18 protein-coding genes and 1 other RNA gene are annotated in these 17,674 nt (G+C 64.7%); 13 read left to right on the top strand and 6 right to left on the bottom strand.

Translation table 11 applies throughout. The features are described from left to right. Positions 1 to 25: 25 nt before the first annotated feature. The 3 genes from AC5I5I_RS09110 to tkt all read right to left on the bottom strand — a co-directional run bounded on the left by AC5I5I_RS09110 (position 26) and on the right by tkt (position 4,491). The gene (locus AC5I5I_RS09110) at positions 26 to 1,219 is read right to left on the bottom strand and encodes a phosphoglycerate kinase (protein WP_495972092.1); all 1,194 of its coding nucleotides are present in this window, start codon (positions 1,217 to 1,219) and stop codon (positions 26 to 28) included. 121 nt (positions 1,220 to 1,340) lie between these two features. After that, positions 1,341 to 2,348, bottom strand: a complete 1,008-nt coding sequence (gap, locus tag AC5I5I_RS09105) for a type I glyceraldehyde-3-phosphate dehydrogenase (protein WP_495972090.1) — start codon at positions 2,346 to 2,348, stop codon at positions 1,341 to 1,343. Positions 2,349 to 2,502: 154 nt separating this feature from the next. Further along, positions 2,503 to 4,491 (bottom strand): transketolase, encoded by a 1,989-nt coding sequence (gene tkt / locus AC5I5I_RS09100; RefSeq protein ID WP_495972088.1) that lies wholly within the window; start codon positions 4,489 to 4,491, stop codon positions 2,503 to 2,505. A 216-nt stretch (positions 4,492 to 4,707) separates the two neighbouring features. Here tkt and AC5I5I_RS09095 point away from each other — a divergent pair, with 216 nt between their 5' ends. The 9 genes from AC5I5I_RS09095 to AC5I5I_RS09055 all read left to right on the top strand — a co-directional run bounded on the left by AC5I5I_RS09095 (position 4,708) and on the right by AC5I5I_RS09055 (position 11,849). After that, positions 4,708 to 4,989 (top strand): DUF4164 family protein, encoded by a 282-nt coding sequence (locus AC5I5I_RS09095; RefSeq protein ID WP_495972086.1) that lies wholly within the window; start codon positions 4,708 to 4,710, stop codon positions 4,987 to 4,989. 39 nt (positions 4,990 to 5,028) lie between these two features. Beyond that, positions 5,029 to 5,418 (top strand): cell division protein ZapA, encoded by a 390-nt coding sequence (locus AC5I5I_RS09090; protein WP_495972084.1) that lies wholly within the window; start codon positions 5,029 to 5,031, stop codon positions 5,416 to 5,418. Positions 5,419 to 5,526: 108 nt separating this feature from the next. Beyond that, positions 5,527 to 5,685: non-coding RNA, 6S RNA (gene ssrS / locus AC5I5I_RS09085), on the top strand. A gap of 32 nt (positions 5,686 to 5,717) precedes the next feature. After that, positions 5,718 to 6,281, top strand: a complete 564-nt coding sequence (locus AC5I5I_RS09080) for a 5-formyltetrahydrofolate cyclo-ligase (RefSeq protein ID WP_495972082.1) — start codon at positions 5,718 to 5,720, stop codon at positions 6,279 to 6,281. A 12-nt stretch (positions 6,282 to 6,293) separates the two neighbouring features. After that, a complete protein-coding gene (locus AC5I5I_RS09075; RefSeq protein WP_495758309.1) occupies positions 6,294 to 7,118 on the top strand; it encodes a TIGR00282 family metallophosphoesterase in 825 nt (274 codons plus the stop codon). A 49-nt stretch (positions 7,119 to 7,167) separates the two neighbouring features. Next, the gene (locus AC5I5I_RS09070) at positions 7,168 to 8,355 is read left to right on the top strand and encodes an alpha/beta hydrolase family protein (RefSeq protein ID WP_495758308.1); all 1,188 of its coding nucleotides are present in this window, start codon (positions 7,168 to 7,170) and stop codon (positions 8,353 to 8,355) included. Between the two features lie 65 nt (positions 8,356 to 8,420). Continuing rightward, on the top strand, positions 8,421 to 9,596 hold the full coding sequence (locus tag AC5I5I_RS09065) for a dienelactone hydrolase family protein (protein WP_495972079.1): 1,176 nt from the start codon (positions 8,421 to 8,423) through the stop codon (positions 9,594 to 9,596). 150 nt (positions 9,597 to 9,746) lie between these two features. After that, on the top strand, positions 9,747 to 10,493 hold the full coding sequence (locus AC5I5I_RS09060; RefSeq protein WP_495972077.1) for a YebC/PmpR family DNA-binding transcriptional regulator: 747 nt from the start codon (positions 9,747 to 9,749) through the stop codon (positions 10,491 to 10,493). A 129-nt stretch (positions 10,494 to 10,622) separates the two neighbouring features. Continuing rightward, positions 10,623 to 11,849 carry a benzoate/H(+) symporter BenE family transporter gene (locus AC5I5I_RS09055; RefSeq protein ID WP_495972075.1) on the top strand — a complete coding sequence of 409 codons (1,227 nt, stop codon included), beginning with the start codon at positions 10,623 to 10,625 and terminating at the stop codon, positions 11,847 to 11,849. Between the two features lie 4 nt (positions 11,850 to 11,853). Here AC5I5I_RS09055 and AC5I5I_RS09050 read toward each other — a convergent pair whose 3' ends face one another. Continuing rightward, positions 11,854 to 12,627, bottom strand: a complete 774-nt coding sequence (locus tag AC5I5I_RS09050) for a sulfite exporter TauE/SafE family protein (protein ID WP_495972073.1) — start codon at positions 12,625 to 12,627, stop codon at positions 11,854 to 11,856. 100 nt (positions 12,628 to 12,727) lie between these two features. Here AC5I5I_RS09050 and ruvC point away from each other — a divergent pair, with 100 nt between their 5' ends. Continuing rightward, positions 12,728 to 13,234: a crossover junction endodeoxyribonuclease RuvC gene (gene ruvC, locus AC5I5I_RS09045; protein ID WP_495972071.1), complete on the top strand. Its 507-nt coding sequence runs from the start codon at positions 12,728 to 12,730 to the stop codon at positions 13,232 to 13,234. A gap of 4 nt (positions 13,235 to 13,238) precedes the next feature. Here ruvC and AC5I5I_RS09040 read toward each other — a convergent pair whose 3' ends face one another. Then, complete coding sequence (locus AC5I5I_RS09040; protein ID WP_495972069.1) at positions 13,239 to 14,465, bottom strand: NAD(P)/FAD-dependent oxidoreductase; 1,227 nt, start codon at positions 14,463 to 14,465, stop codon at positions 13,239 to 13,241. A gap of 49 nt (positions 14,466 to 14,514) precedes the next feature. Next, complete coding sequence (locus tag AC5I5I_RS09035) at positions 14,515 to 15,498, bottom strand: alpha/beta hydrolase (protein WP_495972067.1); 984 nt, start codon at positions 15,496 to 15,498, stop codon at positions 14,515 to 14,517. A 71-nt stretch (positions 15,499 to 15,569) separates the two neighbouring features. Between AC5I5I_RS09035 and ruvA the strand changes: the two genes are divergently transcribed. Genes ruvA through ruvB form a run of 3 tightly spaced genes read left to right on the top strand, consistent with a single transcriptional unit; the run spans position 15,570 to position 17,671 of the window. Further along, entirely contained in the window at positions 15,570 to 16,187 is a 618-nt protein-coding gene (gene ruvA / locus AC5I5I_RS09030) for a Holliday junction branch migration protein RuvA (protein ID WP_495972065.1), read from the top strand. Positions 16,188 to 16,220: 33 nt separating this feature from the next. Next, a complete protein-coding gene (locus tag AC5I5I_RS09025; protein WP_495972577.1) occupies positions 16,221 to 16,637 on the top strand; it encodes a cytidine deaminase in 417 nt (138 codons plus the stop codon). Then, on the top strand, positions 16,634 to 17,671 hold the full coding sequence (ruvB, locus tag AC5I5I_RS09020) for a Holliday junction branch migration DNA helicase RuvB (protein WP_495972063.1): 1,038 nt from the start codon (positions 16,634 to 16,636) through the stop codon (positions 17,669 to 17,671). Before AC5I5I_RS09025 ends, ruvB begins: the two co-directional genes overlap by 4 nt. Positions 17,672 to 17,674: the final 3 nt, after the last annotated feature.

Genomic DNA, 17,674 nt, shown 5'->3' with positions numbered 1-17,674 from the left:
CCGGGCGAGCGGAAAAGAGGCAGGGCTATTTTGCCCTTAATACTTCGACCCCCGGCAGCGATTTCCCCTCGCAGAATTCGAGAAAGGCGCCACCGGCTGTGGAAATGTAGCTGAAGTCGTCCGCGACCCCGGCGTGGTTGAGCGCCGCCACGGTGTCGCCGCCGCCGGCGATCGAGACAAGTTTGCCGGCCCGGGTTCGTTCCGCGGCGTGACGCGCTGCCGCAACCGTGCCGCGGTCGAACGGCGCAAGTTCGAACGCGCCGAGCGGGCCGTTCCAGAGCAGGGTGCGCGCGTCGTCGATGGCGCGGTTCACGCGCTCGATGGACAGCGGACCGATATCGAGGATCATGCCGTCATCGGGGATGGCGTCGAGGCCATAGGCCTGCGACGGGGCGTTCGCTTCGAACTTGTAGGCGACGACAGCGTCGACCGGCAGGATGATCGCGCATTTGGCCGCTTCGGCCTTGTCCATGATGCGGCGCGCGGTATCGGCGAGATCGCGCTCGGCCAGCGACTTGCCGATCTTGACACCTTGCGCATGCAGGAAAGTGTTGGCCATGCCGCCGCCGATCACCAGCCCGTCGACCCGGCCGACCAGATTTTCGAGCAGGTCGATCTTGGTCGAGACCTTGGCGCCGCCGACGATGGCGATCACCGGCTTGGCCGGCGCGACGAGGGCCTTGGTCAGCGCGTCGAGTTCGGCCTGCATGGTGCGGCCGGCATAGGCGGGCAGCTTGTGGCCGAGGCCCTCCGTCGAGGCATGCGCGCGATGCGCAGCGGAGAAGGCGTCGTTGACATAGATATCGCCGAGGTGAGCCAGCGCCTGAACGAAGCCGGGATCGTTCTTTTCCTCTTCCTTGTGGAAGCGGGTGTTTTCGAGAACGAGAATATCGCCTGCTTTCATCGCATCGACGGCAGTTTTCGCGTCCGCGCCGATGCAGTCGTCGGCGAATTCGACCGGCTTGTTGATGATCTTCGAGAGAGCGGCGGCGACCGGGCGCAGCGAGTCCTTCTCGTCGCGTCCCTTCGGACGGCCAAAATGCGCGAGGATTATGACCTTGCCGCCCTTGTCTGCGATTTCGGTGATCGTCGGCACGACGCGTTCGATGCGGGTCGCGTCGGTGATCTTGCCGTTCTCCATCGGCACGTTGAGATCGACGCGAAGCAGGACGCGCTTGTCGTTCAGGTCGGCGGTGTCGAGGGTGCGGAATTTGGACATTCGGGCGCTACTCTTGCTCGTCACCCTGAGGTGCGAGACGCGCAGCGTCGAGCCTCGAAGGGACAGCCGGGCCGTCGTCCTTCGAGGCGCGCTTCGCGCGCGCCTCAGGATGACGGATTGATCAGATCAGCTTCCCCATCGCCACGGCCGTGTCGGACATGCGGTTGGAGAAGCCCCATTCGTTGTCATACCAGGACAGGACCGACACCAGCGTGCCGTCCATCACCTTGGTCTGGTCCATGTGGAAGACCGAGGAATGCGGATCGTGGTTGAAGTCGATCGAAACGTTCGGGCTCGTGGTGTAGCCAAGGATACCCTTGAGCTGCTGCTCGGACGCGCGCTTGATCGCGTCGTTGATCTCGTCCTTGCTGGTGCTCTTCTTCGCCATGAATTTCAGGTCGACCACCGAGACGTTCGGAGTGGGCACGCGCATGGCGAAGCCGTCGAGCTTGCCGTTGAGTTCGGGAAGCACGAGACCGACCGCCTTGGCGGCGCCGGTCGAAGTCGGGATCATCGACAGCGCGGCGGCGCGGCCCCGGTAAAGATCCTTGTGCATGGTGTCGAGCGTCGGCTGGTCGCCGGTATAGGCATGGATCGTGGTCATCATGCCCTTCTCGATCCCGACGGCGTCGTTCAGCACCTTCGCCACCGGTGCGAGGCAGTTGGTGGTGCAGGATGCATTCGAGACGACGAGATGGTTCTTGGTCAGCTTGTCGTGGTTGACGCCATAGACCACGGTGAGATCGGCGCCGTCGGCGGGGGCGGACACCAGCACGCGCTTGGCGCCGGCGGTCAGATGCGCCGAAGCCTTGTCCTTGGCGGTGAAGATGCCGGTGCATTCCATCGCGATGTCGACGCCGAGATCCTTCCAGGGAAGGGTTGAGGGGTCCTTGATCGCCGTGACCTTGATCGCGCCGTTGCCGACCGAGATGGTGTCGCCCTTGACGGTCACTTCGCCCGGGAAGCGGCCATGCACCGAGTCGAAGCGGAGCAGATGCGCATTGGTCTCGACCGGTCCGAGATCGTTGATCCCCACCACCTCGATGTCCTTGCGGCCGGACTCGGCGATCGCCCGCAGGACGTTGCGGCCAATGCGGCCAAACCCGTTGATGGCGACCCGTACCGTCATGGTTTTCCAAGCTCCCGGCTGATTGGTTTCGAGGCGCGGCCCGGCGGAAATCAGCGGCCGCGCACTTGCGGCTTTCCTATAACGGGATTCCGCACCAACTCAACTCGTGGGCAGGGTTGCTGTTGCCGCAACGCGGCAAAAAGCGCCGGTACGGTTATCGCGGCCGGAACTTCGCCAGAGCCGCCGCGGCGATCGCCTCCGGCGTGATGCCGAAATGGCTGTAGAGGTCCTTGTAGGGCGCGCTGGCGCCGAATGAGGACATGCCGACGAAGACGCCGTCCGAGCCGATGATCGCGTCCCAGCCCTGACGGATGCCGGCCTCGACCGCGACATTAACCTCGGCGCCGCCGATCACCGGGTGGCGCTTCTCCGGCGGCAAAGCCAGAAACAATTCGAGACAGGGCACCGACACCACGCGGGCGGGCTTGCCCTGCCGGTTCAGCAATTGCGCGGCCTCGACAGCGATCGCGACCTCCGAACCCGAGGCGAAGATCGACACATCGACATTGTCGCCCTCGGCGGGGAGGATTTCGTAGGCGCCACCGGCGCAAAGGTTCTCGGTGATGTAGGACGTCCGGAGCTGCGGCAGGTTCTGGCGGGTGAGCGCCAGCACGCTTGGCGTCTCGGCGGCGCGCAGCGCCAGCTCCCAGCATTCGATCGCCTCGACCGCGTCGCAGGGCCGGAACACATTCAGGTTCGGGATCGCGCGCAATGCCGCGAGATGTTCGACCGGTTGATGGGTCGGGCCGTCCTCGCCCAGGCCGATGGAGTCATGGGTCATGACGTGGATGACGCGCTCGCCCATCAGCGCGGCGAGGCGAATGGCCGGGCGGCAATAATCGGAGAACACCAGAAAGGTCCCGGAATAGGGGATGATGCCGCCATGCAGCGTCATGCCGTTCATCGCCGCGGCCATGGCGTGTTCGCGGATGCCGTAATTGATGAAGCGGCCGGAGAAGTCCGATGCGCTGATCGCCTTCATCGACTTGGTGCGGGTGTTGTTTGAGCCGGTCAGATCGGCCGAACCGCCGATCATTTCCGGCACCGCCGGCACCAGGCCTTCAAGCGCGAATTCCGACGACGCGCGGGTGGCGATGTCCTTCGGAACTTCGGCGAGCGTCCGCTTCACTTTCTGCACGGCATCGGCGAGCGCCTTCGGCAGTTCACCTGTCATGCGCCGGTTGAATTCGGCGCGAGTCTCGGACGCGAGCGCGCCCAGCTTTTTGTCCCAGGCCTTGCGCGCCTCTTTCGAGCGCTGTCCGGCCTCGCGCCAGGGCTTCAGCACATCGTCCGGCACCACGAAAGGCTCGTGGGTCCAGCCGAGCTTTTCGCGCGCGCCCTTGATCTCGTCGGCACCGAGCGGCGAGCCGTGCGACTTCTCGCTGCCAGCCTTGTTCGGCGCGCCGAAGCCGATCGTGGTCTTGCAGGCGATCATGGTCGGGCGATCGGCGCCCTGCGCCTTTTTGAGAGCGGCGGCGATCGCTACCGGGTCGTGCCCGTCGATGCGTTCGGCAATCCAGCCGGCGGATTCGAAGCGCTTCACCTGATCAACGGAATCCGACAGCGACAGCTTGCCGTCGATGGTGATGCCGTTGTCGTCGAACAGCACGATCAGCCGGTTGAGTTTCAGATGACCGGCAAGCGCGATTGCTTCCTGGCTGATGCCTTCCATCAAATCGCCATCGGAGGCGAGCACATAGGTGCGGTGATTAACGACATCGCCGAAGACCGCGTTGAGATGACGTTCCGCGATCGCCATGCCCACCGCATTGGCAATGCCCTGGCCGAGCGGCCCGGTGGTCGTCTCCACGCCCGGCGTGATGAAGTTTTCCGGATGGCCTGGCGTCTTGGAGTTCAGCTTGCGGAAGTTCTTCAGTTCCTCGACCGTCATTGCCTCGTAGCCCGTCAGGTACAGGAGCGCATAGATCAGCATCGAGCCATGCCCGGCCGACAGCACGAAGCGGTCGCGATCGGGCCATTTCGGATCGGACGGATCGAATTTCAGGAATTGCGTGAACAGCACGGTCGCAATGTCGGCGGCGCCCATCGGCAAGCCGGGATGACCGGACTTGGCCTGTTCTACGGCATCCATTGCCAGCGCGCGGATCGCGTTGGCCATGCGGTCGTGTTGGTCGCGGGACATGGGGAAAATCCGGAAAGCGTGCGGTGCTGGGGCGGGCATAGTCAGGCAGGCCCGTGGAGTCCAGCGTAACACCCCTCCCGCCGGACATTTGTCCTCCGCGCGAGGATGATGGGGATGACCGGTTAGCAACATTGACGCCGTTGAAGCGTCAATTTAGGCTCATCGCCTTAACGCCTTGTGTCGCAACAGTTTTTGACCCAGTGAGTGCTGCGTGACATGACTGACCCGAGCGCCATCGACGCTGCCGCCCGCAGGCTCGCGCAGGCGCTGGATGCGCTGCAGGCCGCCGTGGCGCGCAAACGCGAGGCCGAAACCGGCGGCGATGCGGTGGCGATGCAGCTTCATGCGCTCGGCATCGATCGCGCGCGACTGGCCGCCGAGCTCGACAATGTCGCCGCTCATGGGCGCAAGCTCGAAGATACCAATCGCGAGGTGGCGCGCCGTATCGATGTGGCGATGGGGACGATCCAAAAGCTGCTCGATGAGCACGACCGCTAGCGCGCTTGCGCGGGAAGAACGCGTCAAGGAGACGATGCGATGGCCCAGGTGAATGTCACGATCAACGGCCGCCACTACCGGATGGGCTGTGAGGATGGGCAGGAAGACCACGTGACCCAGCTCGCCGAAGAGATCGACTCGCGCATCGAACAATTGCGCGGCGCGCATGGCGAGATTGGCGATCAACGGCTCACCGTGATGGCAGCGCTGACGGTTGCAGACGAACTGGCGGAGACCGGGCGCCGCATCCGCAGGCTGGAGGAAGAGATCGCCGCGCTACAGGATGCCCGCGTGGTGGCGGCCGAGCGCAGCCAGCAATCCCAGGCCACGGTGGTCGCGGCGCTCAATCTTGCGGCCGAGCGGATCGAGGACATTACCCGCCAGATCAACCAGTCGGTGCAGGCGAACCCCGGCGTGGCGATAGGGTAAACCGCTCGCGGCATGCCGACGCGCGCCGCCGGGGAGGTAAACGGGCAAGCGGCGCCGCGTGTCACGAACCTGCTGGCGGTCCGGCCTCACGCACACTACATTGTCGGGGCGGGGCTGCGGGGTGCGACTGGAAACATCATACTCCCGGGGCCTTACGATCCTGAAGGGAGCTGTCCCTGGCCGGGTCCGTGGATCCGGTTATATGGCGCCCACCTACTTTTGTAGGTTCCCGGGGTCGAAAATTCCGACGGCCATCGTGGCTCCGCACTCTCTCTGTCGATGGTGTTCTGGCGTTGTTCGTGGAAGACAAAGCAACGCTCCGGCAATCCGCTCTCGCGCAGCGCGATGCCATGCCGCCCGCGGCGCGTGCGGCGGCCGTGGACGCGGTCACGCAGCGCCCGTTTCCGGTCCTCGTTTCGCCCGGCATGATCGTGTCCGGCTATTCGCCGATGAAGAGCGAGTTCAATCCGGTGCCGCTGATGCGCAAGCTGGCCGATGCGGGCGCACGTCTGGCTCTGCCGGTGACACCGAAGCGCGGTAACCCGCTGATCATGCGCGCTTGGGCGTTCGGCGATGAGCTTGCGTCCGGCGTGTGGGGCATCCGCGAGCCGAAGCCTGATGCGCGGGAGGTCTTCCCCGATATCATGCTGGTCCCGCTCGCAGCCTTCGACCGCTCCGGCCACCGCATCGGCTACGGCGCCGGCTATTATGACAGGACCATCGCCCGTGTCCGCGCGATGAAGCCGGTGACAGCGATCGGGCTTGCGTTCGCTGCGCAGGAGGTCGGCAAGGTTCCGGCGACGCCGTTCGACCAGCCGCTCGACCTTGTGCTAACGGAAACGGAAACAATCGAGATCCGTTAGGGAGTTTCGCGGTTGCGCATACTGTTTATTGGTGACGTCGTCGGCCGCTCCGGGCGCACCATCGTTCAGCAGCGGCTGCCCGGCCTGATCGCCGACTGGGCTCTCGATCTGGTGGTTTTGAACGGCGAGAATTCTGCCGGCGGTTTCGGCATCACCGAAACGATTTATCGTGAATTCATCGATGCCGGTGTCGATGTGGTGACGCTCGGAAACCACTCCTGGGACCAGCGCGAAGCACTTGTCTTCATCGAGCGCAGTCCACGACTGGTCCGGCCAATCAACTATCCGCAGGGGACCCCGGGCCGCGGCGCCACCATGATCGAGGCAAAGAACGGCGCGCGCGTGCTGGTCATCAATGCCATGGCGCGGATTTTCATGGATCCGCTCGACGATCCGTTCGCCGCGATCGATCGCGAACTGGAAGCCTGCCAGCTCAAGCGCGACGCCGATGCGATCGTCGTCGACTTCCACGGCGAGGCGACCAGCGAGAAGCAGGCCATGGGCCACCATCTCGACGGCCGGGTCTCGGCGGTGATCGGCACCCATACCCATGTGCCGACCGCGGACTATCAGATCCTGCAGGGCGGGACCGCCTTCCAGTCCGATGCCGGCATGACCGGCGACTACGATTCCGTGATCGGCATGGTCAAGGACGAACCTCTGTCGCGCTTCCTGCGACGAATTCCTGCGACCAAGTTCGAAGCCGCAACGGGTCCGGCGACCCTGTGCGGCCTTGCGATCGAGACCGACGATCGATCCGGACTGGCCACAGGGGTGGCCGCTGTCCGGCTTGGCGCGCGCTTGGAAGAAGCCGTGCCGCGCTTCTGGCAGGCGTAATCCGGCCCCCGGTCAGGGATCGGGACGCGGCGCACGGAGATGCGCCGCCATGCGCAATCTTTGCCAGAGCTTCAGCCGCAATATTGCCGGCGCCCTTCTGTCGGGCTGCCTGCTCACCGTCGCTGCAACCGCGCAGGCGCAAACGCCAGTCAGCGCCGACGAATTCGTGAGCGAGAAAACCTTTTTCCGAACCACCATCAACGGCAAGGCCGTCCGGCTCGAAGGCTTCGTCGTCAAGCGCGCCGACCTCACCGGTCCGCTGCCGATCGCGCTCATCACCCATGGCAAGTCTGCGAATCTCGCCGACATGCTGGCGCTGCGCGCAAGTGACTACGGGCCCTATGCGCGCGACCTTGCGCGGCGCGGCTATCTGTCGGTGGTGGTAATGCGGCGGGGTTTCGGACAATCCGATGGCCCGATGCCGGTCACCATGACTTGCGACACCAAGACCTTCTCCGATTTCTTCAACGCCGATGCGGACGACCTGCACGGCGCGCTGGAGGTCGCCGCGAAACGTCCGGATGCCGATCCCGAGCGCGCGATCGCCATCGGCGTGTCGGCCGGCGGTGCTGCGGTGATGGCGCTGGCCGCCCGCAATCCGAAAAACCTGCGCGGCGTCATCAATGTCTCAGGCGGCCTTCAGACGCCGGACTGCCCTAAGGAAGACGTGCTCGTGAATGCATTCAAGGATTATGGCGCGGCGAGCCGTGTCCCCAGCATCTGGGTCTATGCGAAGAACGACAGCCTGTTCGGCGCGCCTTTGGTCGAGCGCATGCAATCGGCCTATCTCGATGGCGGCGGCGACGTGAAGCTCGTGATGTTCGACAAGCACGGCAACGACGGGCATCAAATTTTCGCGGAGGCCGCGGGTCGTGCGAAGTGGCTGATGGAGATGGACGCCTTCCTCGCCTTCCACGATCTGCCGGCGACCAAGCGCGACCGCGCCGACGATTTGATGAAACGTCTGAAGCTCAGCGAACGCAGCCGTGGCTTCGTCGATCAATATCTCGCCGCGCCGACCTTCAAGGCCATGGTGCAGACGCCGGACGGCCAGAACTACATGACGCAGTTCGGCGCCTCGACCCTGGAGATCGCGCGCAACGCGGCACTTGAGAATTGCCAGTCCCGCAACAAGACCGCCGGACCTTGCACGGTTATTATGGAAAACGATACCTGGGTCGGTCCGACGGCGCCCGAGCGGGTTGCTGCCGGCCCGGCCGAGCAGACCATCCGTTAAGCCGCCGTTGATGCTGGCCGCGCAAAACCCAAAGCGCTATTCTGGGATGTTCAAGATGCAAGCCAATGCGCGCTGACGACCCCATACCGACACGGCTGCCTGCGTTCCGGCGCCTCGTCGCTGCCGTGTTGAGCGTGCTGTGCGTCGGCTTTTGTTCCGTTCCGTCGTTCTCGCAGGCCGCGTCCGACGAGTTCGTGGTCGAGCGGACCTTCCTGCGGACCACCATCGAGAACCGCTCCGTCCGGCTCGAGGCTCTGATCATGAAGCGTTCGGACGTCACCGAGAGGTTGCCGGTCGCGCTCATCACGCACGGCAAGTCCTCTCATTTGTCTGACATGCTCGGTAGCAAGGCCGCCGATTATGCGGGACCGGCGCGAGACCTGGCGCGGCGGGGCTGGCTCGCGGTGGTGGTGATGCGGCGCGGGTTCGGGCAGTCGGACGGCCCGATGGCGGCGTCGGTATCCTGCGCCACAACGAGCTTCGCCGACCGCTTCGCGGCCGACGCCGACGATTTGCAGGGAGCGCTCGCGGCCGTGTCGAAACGGCCAGATGTCGACCCGGACCGCGCGATCGCGATTGGCGTTTCGGCGGGAGGTGGCGCGGTGGTCGCGCTTGGCGCGCGCAATCCGCCCAATCTGCGGGGCGTGATCAGCATCTCGGGCGGTCTTCGGATGCCGGATTGCCCGAAGGAAGACGTGCTGGTGAATGCCTACAAGGATTTCGGAAGCGTAAGCCGGGTTCCGAACCTCTGGATCTATGCGAAGAACGACAGTTTCTTCGGGCCGGAACTGGTCGGGCGCATGCAGTCGGCGTTTCTCGATGGCGGCGGCGATGTCAGGCTGGTGATGTACGAAAAGTTCGGCAATGACGGCCATTCGCTGTTCACCGCGGCGGCCGGCAAGCTGCAATGGCTGATGGAGATGGATGCGTTTCTCCGCTTCCATGGGTTGCCGGCGGCAGGGCGCGATCGCGCCGTCGAACTGATGAAATTGCTGAAGCTCGAGAGCCGGCAACGCGGCTTCGTCGACCGCTATGTCGCGGCGCCGACCTACAAGGTCATGGTCCAGACGCCGGACGGCAAACACCACTTCACCCAATTCGGCGCTCCCAGCCTGGAAGGGGCGCGCAAGGCGGCGCTCGCAGCCTGCGCTCAGAAATACAAGGCGTCCGAGCCCTGCCGGGTGGTCATGGAGAACGATGCCTGGCTCGGACGCGAAGCGGATGGGCGCGACCAGCCCTGACGCATGATCCGTCCCGGCGGCATGCAGACGAAGGTGGCGACTTTGCGCGTGCCCGCGGCGACCCATTCGCGTTTGCGGCAAAAGGGTTGAGCGGACCGCACCGCCCGTCCTATAACCGCGCCGCGTCAACCGATTTGCGGTATTTGGTCCATGGCAGGTCATTCCCAATTCAAGAACATCATGCACCGCAAGGGGCGCCAGGATAAAATGCGCTCCAAGCTGTTCTCCAAGCTCGGCCGCGAAATCACGGTGGCCGCGAAGATGGGTATGCCGGACCCGAACTTTAATCCGCGCCTGCGCGCCGCGATCATCGCCGCCCGTGCCGAGAACATGCCGAAAGACAATATCGAGCGCGCCATCAAGAAGAGCCAGGGCGGCGATTCGGAAAGTTATGACGAAGTTCGCTATGAGGGCTACGGGCCCGGCGGCGTCGCCCTGATCGTCGAGGTGCTGACCGACAACAGAAACCGCACCGCGGGCGACGTTCGCGCGGCCTTCACCAAGAACGGCGGCAACATGGCGGAAACCGGTGCGGTCTCCTTCATGTTCGACCATGTCGGCGTGGTCGAATTCGACGCCAAGGTTGCAAGTGCCGACGACATGCTGGAAGCGGCGATCGAGGCCGGTGCCGAGGATGTGGTCTCGAGCGAGAACGGGCACGAAATCTACACCGCACAGGACTCGCTGAACGAGGTCCTGAAAGCGCTGGAGGCGAAATTCGGGGAGCCACGCAAGTCCGGGCTGATCTGGAAGCCGCAGAACACGCTTTCGGTCGATGACGAGCAGGGTGAAAAGCTGCTGCGCATGATCGAGGTGCTGGAAGAAAGCGACGACGTGCAGAATGTCTACGCCAATTTCGAAGTGTCCGAACAGCTCATGGCGAAGATGAGCGCGTGACCGTGGGTCCGCGCCGAGCCGAATGTTGCGACGCAGCGTGACCGGGATGGCCGTGTCCTGCGATAGTGATGCGTCTTGCGGAGTTCCGCAGGTGACCACTCTCGCGAGCGTTCCGGGCGTCTGAAGTCAATGCCACTCGAAAAGCCGGTTCTGCCGCTGCCGCGCCGGCCCTGGTCGGATTTCGGCGCCGTCTATGCCGGCAATGCGGTCGTTGCTTTCCTGTTCGCGGCCTCGGCGCCGGTGGCGATCGTCCTGTCGGTCGGAGCCCGCGGCGGTCTGTCGGAATCCGATCTGGCCTCGTGGATCTTCGCTTCGTTTTTCCTGAACGGCCTCATCACCATCGCCTTTTCGCTGCTTTACCGGCAGCCGCTGGCGTTCTTCTGGACCATTCCCGGCACGGTGCTGGTCGGGCCGGCGCTCACCCATCTGACCTTCCCCGAGGTCATCGGCGCGTTCCTTGCGACCGGTCTGCTGATGCTGGTGCTGGGTCTGACCGGCCTGGTTCGTCGGGTCATGGACGCGATCCCGATGCCGATCGTGATGGCGATGGTGGCGGGCGTTTTTCTCAGATTTGGCATCGATCTGGTTCACGCCTTCCGCGGCGATGGGTTCTGGATCGCGTTGTCGATGTCGGCGACGTTTTTCGCGCTATCCGCCGCGCCGCGGATCGCGCGCATTGCGCCGCCGCTGATCGTCGCGTTGGTCGTCGGCGCCGTGGTGATCTGGCTGCTCGGCTCCTTCAATCCTCCGGCCGGCACGCTGTTCGAATTTGCGAAGCCCAATCTGTATGCCCCGCAATTCTCATGGCAGGCGATGGTCGAATTGGTGGTGCCGTTGGCGATCACCGTGCTGGCCGTGCAGAACGGCCAGGGCATCGCGATTCTCACGGCGACCGGCCACAAGCCGCCGATCAACGCCATCACGGCTGCCTGCGGTGTGGGATCGCTGATCGCTGCATTCATGGGTGCGGTGTCGACCTGCCTGACGGGACCGGTCAACGCGATCCTCGCCAGCTCGGGCGAGAAGCCACGGCAATATACGGCAGCGATCTTTATCGGATTGCTGGCTTTGGTGTTTGGGCTGATGGCGCCATTCTACACCCGGTTGATGCTGGCCGCGCCACCGGCGTACATCGCGACGCTTGCGGGCCTTGCGATGTTGCGCGTGCTGCAGACGTCGTTCCAGGTTTCGTTCCGGGACAAATTCAGCTTCGGCGCGCTGATCTGCTTCGTCGTGACGGTGGCAGATGTTCCGATCTTCCTCATCGGGGCTCCGTTCTGGGGACTGGTGTTCGGCCTTGCCGCGTCGCACCTTCTGGAGCGCGCCGACTTCAGGCGCGACACCCCGCCGGCGTAGGTCGCTAGCGGAACAATTCGTCGAACAGCGGCAGGCTCACCACAGCCGACAGCGCGATGATTGCGTAGGCCACGCGGCGATAGGCATGGTCCGATGCGCCGCGGAACAGGTAGGCGCCCGCGGCCATCGCCACGATGAAGATCGGTCCGAGCAGCAGCGACAGCGCCAGTACGTCGGCGGTGAACAGGCCGCGGCTGTAATAGGCGATGGCGGACACGATCGCTAGAATCGCGAAATACACCATCAGGTTGGCGCGGATTATCGCCGCCGAGTTCGGCCCGCCGAGCCAGTAGACGATGGCGGCTGGGCCGGCGATCTGGGCCGCGCCCGCGCCGAGGCCGGCAAACAGGCCGACGCCGACGGAGGCGGGCCATGTCGGCGCATTGCGATAGCGCCAGCCGGAGATCAGTGCGGCGAGCAGCGCGATCACCAGGATCGCGATGAACCAGCGCAGGATCGTGGGATCGAGATATTCGAGTGCCGCCACACCCAGCGGGATGGTGCAGACCGCCGCCAGCGATACCGGCGCGACCTCACGCCAGTTGCAGCGCCGTGTCAGCGGCAATGTGAACGGGGCGCTGGCCACGAAATCCACGATCAGCAGCGTGAGCGCGGCGATCCGCGGTTCATAGATGGCGGCCATCAGCGGCACATAGATCAGCGCCGAGCCGAATCCGGAAAAGCCGCGCACCAGCCCCGCGACCAGGGCGACGGCAAGTGCGGCTGGAAAACGCGGATCGGCGATAAGCCCCGCGGCTGTCGTTGAGAAATCTGTCACTGCAGGTTCCGGCTGCGCCCAGCCATACCAGCCGGGGGCGGCTTCAGCGATGCATCGCAGCGCGGGCCTTGCATGCATCCCGTGCTATGTCTGTTCCGGCATGCAGCGCCCGATTCGCATTCTCGGTATCGATCCCGGCCTTCGCCGCACCGGCTGGGGGCTGATCGCCTGCGAGGGCAACCGCCTGCTGTTCGTCGCCTGCGGGTCGGTCGAGACGAAGGAACGCGCCACGCTTGCGGCGCGACTGGTCGCGATTCACGACGGGCTGGTGCGCGTGATCGAGGAATTCACGCCCGACGAGGCGGCGGTCGAGTCCACTTTCGTCAATCGCGACGGTGCGTCGACGCTGAAACTCGGGCAGGCGCGCGGCATCGCCATGCTGGTTCCGGCGCGGGCCGGGCTGCAGGTTGCCGAATACGCGCCGAACCTGGTGAAGAAGACCGTCGTCGGCGCGGGGCACGCCGAGAAGACGCAGATCCGCATGATGATCGGGGTGCTGTTGCCGAAGGCCGACCCGCGGACCGAAGATGCCGCCGACGCTCTCGCGATTGCGGTGACGCACGCGCACCATCGCCAGAGCGCGATGCTGAGGATCGCCGCCGGCTGATGCGTCAGCGCTTTTTCTTCTTCTTGAAGCCGTAGAGGTCCGCGTCGCAATCCGGGCGGCCGGTCACCGCGCCGGTAATGACATCGGCCGCGATCCGCGAATAGGTAATGCCGTTGCCGCCATAGCCCAGGGCGGCAAAGCAGTGCGGCATGTCCGGGACCTCACCGATTAGCGGCAGTCCGGTATCGGTTTGCCCGAACGAGCCGGCCCAGGCGAAATCGATCCTGGTCGAGACACCGGGGATCAGCTTGCCGAGCTTCGCTTGAAGCGTACCGGTCTTGCGCGCGAGCAGCTTGTCGCGCCTCTCCTCGTCGACGAAGTCTTCGTCCTCGCCGCCGCAGATGATGCGTCCTTCCGGCGTCGTGCGCAGATACAGATAGGGATCGGAAGCTTCCCAGATCATGCATTGCTCGGGCCACAGCCGTTTCGGCTGTTTCACGGTCGCGATGGCGTAAGTGGAAATGATCTTGTGGCCGTTCGCCGGCACGCTCTTTGGGACCTCGTATCCGGTCGCCATGACGAGATAGCGGCAACGGATAACGTGACCGGTGTCGGTCTGCGCCGTCACGCTGCGCGCATGGCATTCGATATCGTCGATGCAGACGGGTGCAAAAACGCGCGCGCCATTGCTGACCGCTGACGCCAGCATTGCATGCGCCGCCTTGCGCGGGTCGATGACGAGATTGTCGTAGCCCAGCAGCGCCGCGGCGCGTGAAATTCCGAAGCGCGCTTTCAGCTCCTTGCGGGAAAGCAGCCGATCCGGCAGTCCGATCGCACGGCGCGCCGCCTGCTCGCGCGCGAGCCCCTCGGCGTCGAGTTCGTTGCCGGCGAGATAGAGGCTGTCGCGGCGGACCACATCCGGCAATTGCAAATCGGCCAGGCGCGCCGCGACGGCGTCGACGGCAAGACGTGAACGCCGCCAGGCGCGCATTGCATCGACCTTGCCGATCTTGCGCGAGAGCTTCGAAAGCGGCGTGTCGATTTCGTATTGTACCAGCGCGGTCGATGCGACGGTCGATCCTTTGACCGGATCGTCCCGCCGATCGACGATCGTCACGGCGAGCCCGGCCTCCGCCAAGGCATCGGCGATCATCGCGCCGGTGATGCCTGCGCCAACGACCAGCACATCGGTGGTGACCGGCTTTCGCAGCCGGCTGTGGCGCACCTTGGCGGCGTCGCGCCCCTCCCAGACCGAGCGTCCGGTGCGCAAATCTCGTTTCTTGGTGATCATCTGGTCCGTTCGCGGCAAGGACGACGTAACGCCAAGATATGCGAATGGTTCAGATTTTTTCCGTGACCCGCCTTAAAAACGCACCCACTTCATCGACCCGCGGTCCCATCGCGGCGATCCAGCCCATCAGGTTGACCGAGGCGTGGATCGTTCCGAGCCAGAGGCGGAATTCATGAGACGCACCGGCCGCCCTCAATTTGTCGACCAGCATTTCGGAATCGTTGCGCAGCGGATCGAATTCGCTGGCTGTGATGAACAGCGGCGGAAGTCCGCGCAGGTCGGCGTGGAGTGGCGCAGCCAGCGGATTTGTCCGGTCGGCGGGCTTAGACAGGTAGTGATTCCAGTACCACGCCATTTCCGGGGCGGAGATCAGGTACGGCCCGCCGCCATAGGCCTGCTCGGACGCCGTGTTCAGGTCGGGCGCATAGCAGCCGTACATGCAGGCGGTGCCGCGAATGGGGGATTGGCCCGCGTCGCGCAGCGCGATGGTTGCGGCGAGCGCCAGATTGGCGCCGGCCGAGTCGCCGGCGATAGTGATGCGGGTGGGGTCGATGCCCCATTCGCCGCCATGCGATGCGACCCAGCGGATCGCGGCGATGCAGTCGTTCAGCGGGACCGGGAACGGATGCTCCGGCGCCAGCGCATAATCGACGCTGACCACCCGCATGCCGGATCGCTTCGCAAGCTGGCGTGATACGCCGTCATAGATGTCGATATCGCAGGTCACGAAGCCGCCGCCATGCAGGAACACGGTGGCGGGGCCCGGAGCGGGTGCGCCGGAATCGTAGAGCCGGACGCGGATATCGCCGCTCGCCGCCGGTATGCGCCGCTCCGCGATATGCGGGATCGCAGGCGCGCCGGCGGAGACGTAGAATGGCAGGAACCGGTTGATCAGATCGCGCGCTCCCTCGGGCGTGCGGGTGAAGATCGGCGCCTCGTCGGCGGCATTGGTATAGATCCGAGCCAGGATGGCGGCCGTATCGGCATCGAGCTTCGACCACGGCTCTTTGAAAAGGGCGAGAAAATCGGGCATGAAACCATCCTGAGAGGGCTTTTAGGAAATCATGCTCTAATGCGGGAGTACGATTCGCACCCGATCCCGGCATGATTGGCAAACTCAAAGGCGTTATCGATTCATACGGTGAAGATTACGTGATCGTCGACGTTCATGGCGTCGGCTATCAGGTGCATTGCTCCGCGCGCACGCTGCAATCGCTGCCGGCTACGGGCGAGCCTGCCACGCTGTCGATCGAGACCCATGTCCGCGAGGACCAGATCCGTCTGTTTGGATTTGCCAGCGATCTGGAACGGGAATGGTTCCGGCTGCTGCAGACCGTGCAGGGGGTCGGGGCGAAGGTGGCGCTGGCGGTGCTGTCGACGCTGAAACCGGCCGAGCTTGCGAATGCCATCACCCTGCGCGACAAGGGCGCGATTTCACGGACGCCGGGCGTCGGCGCGAAAGTGGCTGAGCGCATCGTCACCGAACTGAAGGACAAGACGCCGGCCTTCACCGATCTGGATCCGGCGGTAGTGCGGCTGTCGGCGGACATGGATGAGGGCCGCGCGCCGGGGCCGACCCGCGATGCTGTCTCGGCCTTGATCAATCTCGGCTATGGTCAGCCGCAGGCGGCGGCGGCGATTGCGGCGGCCTCGCGCGAAGCGGGCGAGGGCGCGGATACCGCGAAACTCATCCGCCTCGGGCTGAAGGAATTGTCGAAGTAGGGTGCAGGGATTCAAGGTGCTGGCGTGTCGAGTTTGAGCAAGGAAGACAGGGACCTGATCGCTGCCGCGAGCGAGGCGATCAAGACGCGCTATCGCAATGAGTGGCAGGAGGTCGGCGCCGCAATGCGCACGCGCGACGGCCGCATCATCACCGGGGTTAATATCGACGCCTATCTCGGACGGATGGCGGTCTGCGCCGAGGCGATCGCGATCGGCCGCTCGATCACCGAAGCCGGCGACAACGGCATCGACACCATCGTCGCAGTGCGACATCCGCGTCCGCATGAGGAGGACCAGACCATCAAGGTGGTGTCGCCCTGCGGCTCCTGCCGCGAACTGATCCACGATTACGATCCGAAAGCGCGGGTGATCGTGCCGAACGGACCGGAGCCATCGGTGATGTCGATCTCCGAATTGCTGCCGAACAAATACTGGCGGGGCAAGAAGTGAGCGCGACCCGCCTCCTCACGCCGGAGCGCAGCGAGGACGATCTCGCCGAAGCCTCGCTGCGTCCGCAGAAGCTCGGTGAGTTCATCGGGCAGGAAAAGGCGCGCGCCAATCTCGAAGTCTTCATCAAGGCGGCGCGGGCGCGGGGCGAGGCCCTCGACCATGTGCTGTTCGTAGGCCCTCCCGGTCTCGGCAAGACCACGCTGGCGCAGATCGTCGCGCGGGAATTGGGCGTGAACTTTCGCGCCACATCCGGACCGGTTATCTCGAAGGCCGGCGATCTCGCCGCGCTCCTGACCAATCTCGAAGAGCGCGACGTCCTCTTCATCGACGAGATTCACCGGCTCAATCCGCAGGTCGAGGAAATCCTTTATCCGGCGATGGAGGATTTCCAGCTCGACCTGATCATCGGCGAAGGGCCGGCGGCGCGCTCGGTCAAGATCGAGTTGTCGAAATTCACGCTGGTCGGCGCGACCACGCGCGCGGGGCTACTCACCAATCCGCTGCGCGACCGTTTCGGCATTCCGGTGCGGCTCGATTTCTATACCGAGGCTGAACTTGAGCAGATCGTCACCCGCGGCGCGCGCGTGCTCGGTGTCGCGATCACGAAAGACGGTGCCAATGAGATCGCGCGGCGCGCGCGGGGCACGCCGCGCATCGCCGGCCGTCTTCTGCGGCGCCTGCGCGATTTCGCCGATGTGCAGGGCGACAAGGCGATCGATCGCGCCGTCGCCGATACGGCGCTGCGCGCGCTGGAGGTGGATGGCGCGGGACTCGATGCGATGGACCGGCGCTATCTCACCACCATTGCGCTCAACTATGGCGGCGGGCCGGTCGGCGTCGAGACGATTGCCGCGGCATTGTCGGAGCCGCGCGATGCGATCGAGGATATCATCGAGCCGTTCCTGATTCAGAAGGGCTTCGTGCAACGCACCCCGCGCGGCCGGCTGCTCACGGAACACGCCTTCCGGCATCTCGGCCTTGCCGTGCCCGCGCGCGATCCAGCGCAATTCGGGCTGTTCGGGCAGGAGGATTGAACC

It is taken from the genome of Pseudorhodoplanes sp., from assembly GCF_059499825.1.
Note: the sequence above shows the minus strand (reverse complement) of the source record. Positions and strands in the feature narration are given on the sequence as shown.

Bases quoted from the DNA above. Each gene is read 5' to 3' on its own strand.
- tkt (WP_495972088.1), bottom strand. From the start codon at position 4,491: ATGTCCCGCGACCAACACGACCGCATGGCCAACGCGATCCGCGCGCTG.
- AC5I5I_RS09055 (WP_495972075.1), top strand. From the start codon at position 10,623: ATGCCACTCGAAAAGCCGGTTCTGCCGCTGCCGCGCCGGCCCTGGTCG.
- AC5I5I_RS09065 (WP_495972079.1), top strand. From the start codon at position 8,421: ATGCGCGCTGACGACCCCATACCGACACGGCTGCCTGCGTTCCGGCGC.
- AC5I5I_RS09035 (WP_495972067.1), bottom strand. From the start codon at position 15,498: ATGCCCGATTTTCTCGCCCTTTTCAAAGAGCCGTGGTCGAAGCTCGAT.
- AC5I5I_RS09095 (WP_495972086.1), top strand. From the start codon at position 4,708: ATGACTGACCCGAGCGCCATCGACGCTGCCGCCCGCAGGCTCGCGCAG.
- AC5I5I_RS09040 (WP_495972069.1), bottom strand. From the start codon at position 14,465: ATGATCACCAAGAAACGAGATTTGCGCACCGGACGCTCGGTCTGGGAG.
- gap (WP_495972090.1), bottom strand. From the start codon at position 2,348: ATGACGGTACGGGTCGCCATCAACGGGTTTGGCCGCATTGGCCGCAAC.
- AC5I5I_RS09060 (WP_495972077.1), top strand. From the start codon at position 9,747: ATGGCAGGTCATTCCCAATTCAAGAACATCATGCACCGCAAGGGGCGC.
- AC5I5I_RS09110 (WP_495972092.1), bottom strand. From the start codon at position 1,219: ATGTCCAAATTCCGCACCCTCGACACCGCCGACCTGAACGACAAGCGC.
- AC5I5I_RS09070 (WP_495758308.1), top strand. From the start codon at position 7,168: ATGCGCAATCTTTGCCAGAGCTTCAGCCGCAATATTGCCGGCGCCCTT.
- ruvC (WP_495972071.1), top strand. From the start codon at position 12,728: ATGCAGCGCCCGATTCGCATTCTCGGTATCGATCCCGGCCTTCGCCGC.
- ruvA (WP_495972065.1), top strand. From the start codon at position 15,570: ATGATTGGCAAACTCAAAGGCGTTATCGATTCATACGGTGAAGATTAC.
- AC5I5I_RS09090 (WP_495972084.1), top strand. From the start codon at position 5,029: ATGGCCCAGGTGAATGTCACGATCAACGGCCGCCACTACCGGATGGGC.